1 protein-coding gene is annotated in these 320 nt (G+C 31.9%); it reads left to right on the forward strand.

Features of this window, described 5'->3' with window-relative positions; genetic code table 11:
* Nucleotides 1–63: 63 nt before the first annotated feature.
* On the forward strand, nt 64–320 hold a 257-nt coding region (locus AW165_RS20000; RefSeq protein WP_212823962.1), incomplete at its 3' end, for a hypothetical protein.

The following is a 320-nucleotide window of genomic DNA, read 5'->3' on the forward strand; positions in this document are numbered from 1 at the left end:
ATTATGAATATAGAACTTAATAACAAGATGTTGGGTAACGATCGAAATACAAGCAGCTATCCAGTGAAAATGTATTCTCCAAATCAAGTTTTGCTTTCAGTTTTCTTAGGTGGTCCTTTGGGTTTTCTTTATCTCATTTATAAGAACTTTGAGAGCCTTAATGATGAGAGTGGCAAGCTTAAGACGATTCTTTTTGGCTCCGTTACAACTTATATCATTACCGTTAGCAATCTATTTAATAGTGGTAGAGTCTTTGCCAGTATCACTGTTGTGTTATTTATTATTGTTTCTATATATGTAACTAATAATTTTCAGATGAA

This window comes from Acinetobacter sp. LMB-5 (assembly GCF_001541635.1).
GTDB classification, from domain to species: Bacteria; Pseudomonadota; Gammaproteobacteria; order Pseudomonadales; family Moraxellaceae; genus Acinetobacter; species Acinetobacter pittii.